The following is a 7,746-nucleotide window of genomic DNA, read 5'->3' on the forward strand; positions in this document are numbered from 1 at the left end:
TTAGTTAATAATCTTATTAACCGCTTTTTAGTGTAACAGAATTACATCTATATCACAAAAAAGAACGATTTCTATTTGTATATAGAAATCATTCTTTAATAATTTTTTAACTATTTATTCATTTTCTTGATTTGGAAACGTCAATGTAAACGTTGTCCCTTTTCCTTCAGTACTCATCACTTCAACTTTTCCGTTATGAAGTTGCATTAATTGATGAACAATTGATAATCCCAATCCTGATTCTCCGTACTTAGTACTCTTACGAGATGGATCTGCCTTGTAGTAACGTTCCCAAATATTTTCTAGCTGGTCTTTTGTCATGCCAATACCTGTATCAGTAATCCTAAAGATACTTTCATGGTAACCACGTTCAGCTGAAATATGAATCGTTCCTGATTGAGTGAATTGAATGGCGTTTTGCGTAATGTTAAAAATAACTTGCACAAATCGATCGTAATCCGCAAAAACCATTAAGTTTTTAGGAACACTTAATTCAATCTTATCGTCGGCTTCTATTGCTTTTTTTGTTAGTTGTTCAACGATGTTATTCAAAACAATAACCGCATCAAAATTACTTGGTGCTAGCGTAATTTGATTTGTCCTAATTTTTTCATAGTCTAAATTTTCATTGACTAATCGGATTAATCGCTTAGTTTCACTTTGCATTAGTTCAATGCTCTTCCCTTTGCTCTCTTCTGGAATTGCATCGTATGCTAGCCCTTCAAGTAGTCCGTTAATAGTTGTCAACGGTGTACGCATTTCGTGTGCAGCGTCAGCCATAAATTGTCTACGACGTTCTTCTTGACGTTTTATTTCTTTCTCTGATTCTTTCAATGAAGAAACCATGCCATCAAAATCTTGTGCCAAATCATCTATTTCATCTCGATGTCTACTTTCGATATGCACATCAAAATTACCATCAGCAACCATTCGAGTTGCACGTCTCAATCGATTAATTCTAGAAACAGAGTATCTCGCTAAAAGATAACTCAAAATAATTCCAGCGATAACAGAGACAATAAACGCAATAACCAAATTCTGAGTCATTTGACTCATATTGGATTGAATATTAGAAACATTGGCTCCAACCGATATAACCGCATATAATTTACCATTATAAAAATAAGGTTTCAAAATATCGGTCATATTAATTGCTTTCATATCTGTTTTTAATTGTCTATTAATATGCGGTGTACGGTGAACAACTTCACCATTTTCCAATTTTTTCCACTGCTCACTTGTAATATTGTCCTGTACCGCATTATCAGGATAGATAATTTTAGATTTTTTAGTATAAATAGTAAATCGAACATTTTGCGTTTTTAAAATTAATTCTGCATTTCTTAAATTATTTAAGTTTAAATTAAATTGCGTTTTTGAATCGGTTGTTTTTAAAACCATTGATTCTGACATTAAACTATCCGAGTAACCTTCCAATTGTGTCCATGTATTTTTATAGACCATATCACTCGTGAAATTTAAAAATAAAGCGCCAAATACAATGACCAATGTAATAATAACCGCGAAGAATGCTAACATTTGCTGATAAAGTAGCTTCATTAGTAACCAGCTCCTGAGTCATCAAATTTATAACCGACACCCCACACCGTTTGAATAACTTGTGGACCCACTTTTTCAATTTTTTGACGTAATTTTTTAATATGTGCATCAACTGTTCGTTCATCACCAAAAAATTCATAATCCCAAACTAATTCCAATAGTTTTTCTCTTGAAAAGACTTGTTTTGGTTTATTGGCCAACGTTTTCAACAAATCAAATTCTTTTGGTGTTAAATCATGAATTAAAACGTCTTGTAAGTATGCTTCTCGACGAGCTGTACTTAATTTAAAGTGAGTTGTGACAATATCAAAACTAGTACTTTCATTTTCTGTTTCATCGTCAGTTCCAACACTTGGTTTTTCTGCCCGGCGGTGAAGGGCCTTAATTCTAGCAATCAATGTTATTGGGCTAAAAGGCTTTGTTACATAATCATCTGCGCCCATTTCTAATCCAAGAACTTGATCACTTTCGGTATCGCGTGCCGTTAAAATAATAATGGGGACATTAGCTGAAACTTTTCGAATCGTAGAACTGACTTGCATGCCATCCATACCAGGCAAATTCAAATCAAGCGTAATCATATCCCAACTATCCGGATCTTCATTAAACATAGCAACAGCATCATTACCATCATAAGCGTACTGAACGTCCCATTTTTCTTTTTGAAAAAACATCGACATCATTTCAGAAACTGCCTTATTATCCTCTACCATCAATAATTTCATATTATTCCTCTTTCATTTCCAATTTAATGAAAATCATAATCTTATCTGCTACTTTGAGCGGTCTTATATTCCATTAGTATAACTAAATAATATGAATATTTTTAGTTTTTTTTCGTAATATATTTTAATACCATCAATTTTAATGTATTGTAACTACTTTTACTGTATTTTAGTAGCTGATGAACTGCTTACCTGGCTTGTACTACTACTAATAGCACTTGATTCTGAACTGCTTACGGCTGTATCTGATGACGCGTCGGCTTCTAAACTAGAGCTTGTTTCATCCGTTGAACTTGATTCTTCTACAGAACTTGCCTTTGCCTCCTGGCTTGATGCGCTGGATGACTTTTTACTTGCTCCCGAGTAAATTTTATTTGCTGAAGTTCCCTTATAACTTTGGTGTTGGATAATTACCTTTAATTTATCTGTTCGCTTAAGTAAGTTTCCTTCACTCGGCTCCGATAATATCATGTTTTTCCCAGACCATTTCTGTACAAATACAATTTCTATATGGTTTTTGTTGGCCCACTTTTGCGCTTCCGATTGAGATCCAAATTTAGGAACTTTTATATAAATTTCAGCTTGTTTCTTATCTTCAGCCTGTTTTTTTAATGCATGAGATAAAGTTTCTTCAAGTGAAACCAACTTTTTATCGGCTTGTTTCTTATCTGAAAGATCTTTTTTATAATCATCAAATACCTGATACTGCTCTGTCTGTGTGGCTAAATCTTTAGCTATCACTTCTTCAATTTGATTTAAAAAGGCAAGATTATTCCATGAATAGTGTAATTTACTGACAGCATTCGTATAGTCATCTATTTGCTGACTTGTACTTTTTTTCAAGATTTCTACATTACCTGACAAAGGGTCATACGTGGCTGTCTTCATGGCAATGGACATTACACCGTTTATTGCTATTGCATCTTTTGCCAAATTTTTTTGTAGTGTATAAATTCGATTGGCAAATTGATCTTTATTTGAAGAATTAATCAATAACTGATTAATGTACCCAAATTGTTCATTATTCAATTTTTGAATCGTTCCAGGGGTCACATTTACTTTAACTGTTTGTTCATCATCCTTAACAAATACATCTTGGTATAATGAATTCACTTTCACTTTTTTTAATAAATTATCATATTTTGTCTGGTAATCAGCACGTGAATTCTTAGAAATATTTGATAATGTATCATCTAATTTTTTCATTTCACTTGAAGTTGCTTTAGTCGTTAACTCCTCTGTTTTAATGTTGTAACTATCTGCATAAATTTCATTAAACTTTTGTTTTGCTTCTTTAGACTTAACATTAGAGTCGTAGAGTGAGTCTGGCGTTTGATTTGCCATTGTTAATTTTGAATTATCATTTTTGGACCAATCAAGACTAATTTGATACCGATTGATAACCGTATAGACGCTCCAAATACTCAAGCTAACCGCAATAAACAACAAAATACGATACGCCCACTTTAAAAATTGTCGTATCGATTTATGACTAGCTTGTTCTGGTTTAAAATCTGCTTTATTTTCTCGGTTAACAGTTTTTTTTCCTGTTTGCTTTGTCCCTCTTGATCTCGGTTCCATTTTTATTCACCCTCTAACGTCTCTTTAGCCGCCTTAATGCCATCATTAGCCTTGTCTAATTTTTTCTGAACATTATTTAATTTTTTCTGAGTTGACTGCTCCCATGAACCAATTTTATATGCTTCAGGTTTCTTGTGATATGAAGGATCCTCTAATTTTATTTTTAACGTGTCCTCAGCAATCTTTTTAGACAAATACGTTTTATATATTTTAGCTTTTTTTACATCAATTTTTTCTGGCTCTTTAACGCCTAACGTTACTACTTTATCGTTAGGTTCATATTGAGCTGCAAGACCAGTTCCTGACAATTGTATAACAGTTGATGGTTTTGTCCACTCACTATTATCAGCATTCTTTTCTTTTGAAAAATGTACCATTAGGTCACGATATAAATTAACATTTGTCATTGCAGATGCAGCATCAGTAATATAATGTCCTTTTTTCATTGGTTCATCATACCCTAACCACATCGAAATAGAAGTTGATTTAGTGAACCCATTCATCCAGACATCCATATTTGCATTCGCTGGAAATCCCGATGAAGCAGAATAACCGACGGTCCCTGTCTTCATTGCCTGATGAACATTATCAATTCTTGCAGAAGGCGCTGTCCCACCGGCATTAGGTACGCCTTCCATCATTGACGTTAGCATAAATGCTGTTGAGGCCTTCATAGCACGTTTACTATTTACCTCATATTTTTTAACACTATTATCTGAAAATTTTAGACTTGTGACGTAACGAGCCGCATGATAGGTTCCGCCATTTGAAACGGTGCCATATGCTGTCGCCATTTGTTCGGTAGAAACATCGAGTCCAATAGCCTGCGACCCCGCAGGTGCATTATTTTGAGCCATCCCTACTTGTGCTAAAAATTGGCTAGCCTTCGCACTCCCAACAGTATTTAACGTTCTAATTGCTGGTGTATTAGCCGAAACTCGTAATGCGTTTTGCATCGTTATTGATTTATAACTCACTTTATCAAAATTCTGAGCAACAAGATTAGTTCCCGGATAAGTATATGAAGTGCCATCTAAGGCATGTGTGGTTGCCCACCCAAAGTATTCAATAGCAGGGCCATAATCTAATAGTGGCTTAATTCCTGATCCTGACGAACGCTGCGTAGAAATTGCCCGATTATAACTGAAGGCAGTTTTTTGATGACGTCCACCATATTGAGCAACAATATTCCCCGTTTTAGGATCTGTAATTGTAATTGCAGATTGTTCTGCTGAATTTTGATAATATTTTTTATTATCAGCTAATTTTTTAACAGTCGCATTTTGCTTTGAATCAAGCGCTGTTGTAATTTGTAATGGAGTTTTAGCTAAATCGTACCCTTTATCGCTAACTTGTTCTAAGGCAGAAGTAACATAAGCATTATTTTCAAGAATTTTTTTTGTAACAGAATTTTCCATCCAATGGCGTTTCTGTAAATCTTTTGTCACTGATTCTGCGACAGCAATTTTATATTGTTTCTTTGTAATTACCTTATTCTCAAGCCCTGTTTTTAATATTATATTTCGGCGTGTTTGAACGGCTTTAGGGTTTGAATATAAATTATAGGTAGAAGGGGCTTGGCCCAATCCAGCTATAATTGCCTGTTGACTAATACTCAATTGTTTTAAAGTTTTACCAAAATACGTTTCTGAAATGGTCTGTGCCCCATATGATCCTTCGCCTAGACTCATTTTATTAACATAAAACTCTAAAATCTGTTTCTTACTATAATTATGGTATAACTGTTGCGCTAAGAAAAATTCTTTTATTTTCCGGTCTACAGTCCGATCTTTATTACTCGTTGAAAAAACAGTTAATTTAATTAACTGTTGCTCAATACTTGATCCACCTCGAGCTGACCCTTTACCTACAGCTGATTTAATGGAAGAAAGTCCCGCATTAAATAAGCCGGAGGGCGAAAATCCCGCGTCTTTGTAAAATGTTTGATCTTCTGTTGCTAATAACAGATTACTATATGTTTCAGGAATGTCTTTTGACTTAACATAAACTCGTTTATTCAGCGCTGAAGACCAAATTAACTGGCCATCTTTATCATACATATTTGAACTGGCATCAGATATTAATTCCTGACTTGTAACTGTTGGCACGGACTTAATAACTGTCGCAATATAAATACTTATCGTCGTAACTCCTAATAAAAATAAAACACCAAATATTGCAATAACTCTAAAAATCCACGGATGCCGATGACGCCATCTTTCTTTATCTTTCTTATTTTGTTTTACCATTATGCCATCCCCGATTCTGTGACACGAGTCACATCTCTTGCCATGACATTATTTATTATTTTTTCTATGTATAAATCTAAATTTCCCAATTTATTACCAACTAACAAAACGTAACCCCCTACTACTTTTCTTAACAATACAAAATCTGACTAATCCATTTCGATAATTGTATTGTAATCCTCTAACTATGTAAATTTTTATATCGTTCACAATTGATAACGTTCATATAAGTATTAAATCCTCATTTAACCGTGAGTCATCCCCATTTATATATGTTAAATATAACAATCATAATGACTATATACAAGCGCTAAACTGGATGTTTAAGTTAAGACTTGTATAACTTCTACCTCGTACGTTAAACTAGAGTAATTAAATAAAGAAAGTTTGGGGTTAATATGAAAAACAAAAAAATGATTGGTTTAATTGCAGTAATTATTATCATTATTCTTGGGGGAATTGGGTTCTTCTTCTACCATCAAAATGCAGAAACAACAAATGATACGGAAACTACTACTTCTTCATCAAGTGTAGCGTCAAACGTTGAACTACCACAACTTAGTTCAAAAGTAACAAAAAAAGAAGCTGTCGTAGATATTCAGACAACAAAGGGAAATATCAAAATCAAATTATTCCCGGAATATGCACCAAAAGCTGTGAAGAATTTTATTACTCATAGTAAAAAAGGGTACTATAATAATACCCTCTTCCATCGTGTTATTAACGAATTTATGATTCAAGGTGGCGATCCTAAAGGGGATGGTACTGGTGGCGAAAGTATTTATGGTCATACATTCGGTGCTGAAATTTCAAGTAACCTTTACCACATCCGTGGTGCTTTAGCGATGGCACAAACGTCAGAACCTGATTCAATTGGTAGTCAATTCTACATTGTTCAAAATAACCAAGATGTAAGTACCAGTGCTGATATTAAAGATGGCACACCGTCAAAAATTATTGATGCATACAAAAATGGTGGCACACCTTCACTTGATGGTACTTATACTGTCTTTGGTCAAGTTATCAAAGGGATGGATGTTGTTGATAAAATTGCCGCAGTTGCAGTTAATTCAAGTGATAAACCTACAACTAATGTTAAAGTTAAAACAATTAAAGTCCTCCAAGAGACAAAATAATCAGTTCAAATCTGCAGTCTCTTATAAAGTAACTATGTTACTATGAAGATACTAATAAAGGGAGGTTTTATAGATGTCAGATAAAATTCTAGTCGTTACAACGGAAAGTATTCCGGGTAGAGAATATGAAGTAATTGGGGAAGTTTTTGGCCTTACAACACAATCTAAAAATGTTATCAAAAACATTGGTGCCAGTCTTAAAAATATTGTCGGTGGCGAAATTAAGGCCTACACAGAAATGATGGCTGAATCAAGAGATACTGCTATTGATCGTTTACGCGACAATGCAGTAAGCATGGGTGCTGATGCAGTTGTTATGATGCGTTTTGATTCCGGTTCAATTGGTCAAGATATGCAATCAGTTGCCGCATATGGTACCGCAGTTCGATACATTAAATAATGAAAAAAAGTTTCAACAATGTACTAGGCCCTGTCAAGTTGACGGATGAAATAATATAAAATTTAATATGTTTCTAAATGGCTTTATCCCAGTAT

6 protein-coding genes are annotated in these 7,746 nt (G+C 34.1%); 2 read left to right on the forward strand and 4 right to left on the reverse strand.

Going from position 1 to position 7,746, the window contains the following annotated elements:
- Positions 1–114: 114 nt before the first annotated feature.
- The 4 genes from AC1RPK_RS07185 to AC1RPK_RS07200 all read right to left on the reverse strand — a co-directional run bounded on the left by AC1RPK_RS07185 (position 115) and on the right by AC1RPK_RS07200 (position 6,115).
- The gene (locus AC1RPK_RS07185; RefSeq protein WP_481761933.1) at positions 115–1,560 is read right to left on the reverse strand and encodes a sensor histidine kinase; all 1,446 of its coding nucleotides are present in this window, start codon (positions 1,558–1,560) and stop codon (positions 115–117) included.
- Positions 1,560–2,285, reverse strand: coding sequence for a response regulator transcription factor (locus tag AC1RPK_RS07190; RefSeq protein WP_481761934.1), 726 nt, complete (start codon positions 2,283–2,285; stop codon positions 1,560–1,562). The genes AC1RPK_RS07185 and AC1RPK_RS07190 overlap by 1 nt, the downstream gene beginning before the upstream one ends.
- A 159-nt stretch (positions 2,286–2,444) precedes the next feature.
- A complete protein-coding gene (locus AC1RPK_RS07195; RefSeq protein ID WP_481761935.1) occupies positions 2,445–3,866 on the reverse strand; it encodes a hypothetical protein in 1,422 nt (473 codons plus the stop codon).
- 2 nt (positions 3,867–3,868) lie between these two features.
- Positions 3,869–6,115: a transglycosylase domain-containing protein gene (locus AC1RPK_RS07200; RefSeq protein WP_481761936.1), complete on the reverse strand. Its 2,247-nt coding sequence runs from the start codon at positions 6,113–6,115 to the stop codon at positions 3,869–3,871.
- 398 nt (positions 6,116–6,513) lie between these two features.
- Here AC1RPK_RS07200 and AC1RPK_RS07205 point away from each other — a divergent pair, with 398 nt between their 5' ends.
- Both AC1RPK_RS07205 and AC1RPK_RS07210 read left to right on the forward strand, forming a co-directional pair.
- Entirely contained in the window at positions 6,514–7,251 is a 738-nt protein-coding gene (locus AC1RPK_RS07205) for a peptidylprolyl isomerase (protein WP_481761937.1), read from the forward strand.
- A 73-nt stretch (positions 7,252–7,324) separates the two neighbouring features.
- Positions 7,325–7,651 carry a heavy metal-binding domain-containing protein gene (locus tag AC1RPK_RS07210; RefSeq protein ID WP_409022267.1) on the forward strand — a complete coding sequence of 109 codons (327 nt, stop codon included), beginning with the start codon at positions 7,325–7,327 and terminating at the stop codon, positions 7,649–7,651.
- The last annotated feature ends 95 nt before the right edge of the window (positions 7,652–7,746 follow it).

This window comes from Dellaglioa sp. CoH-55-MRSF-6, from assembly GCF_056782215.1.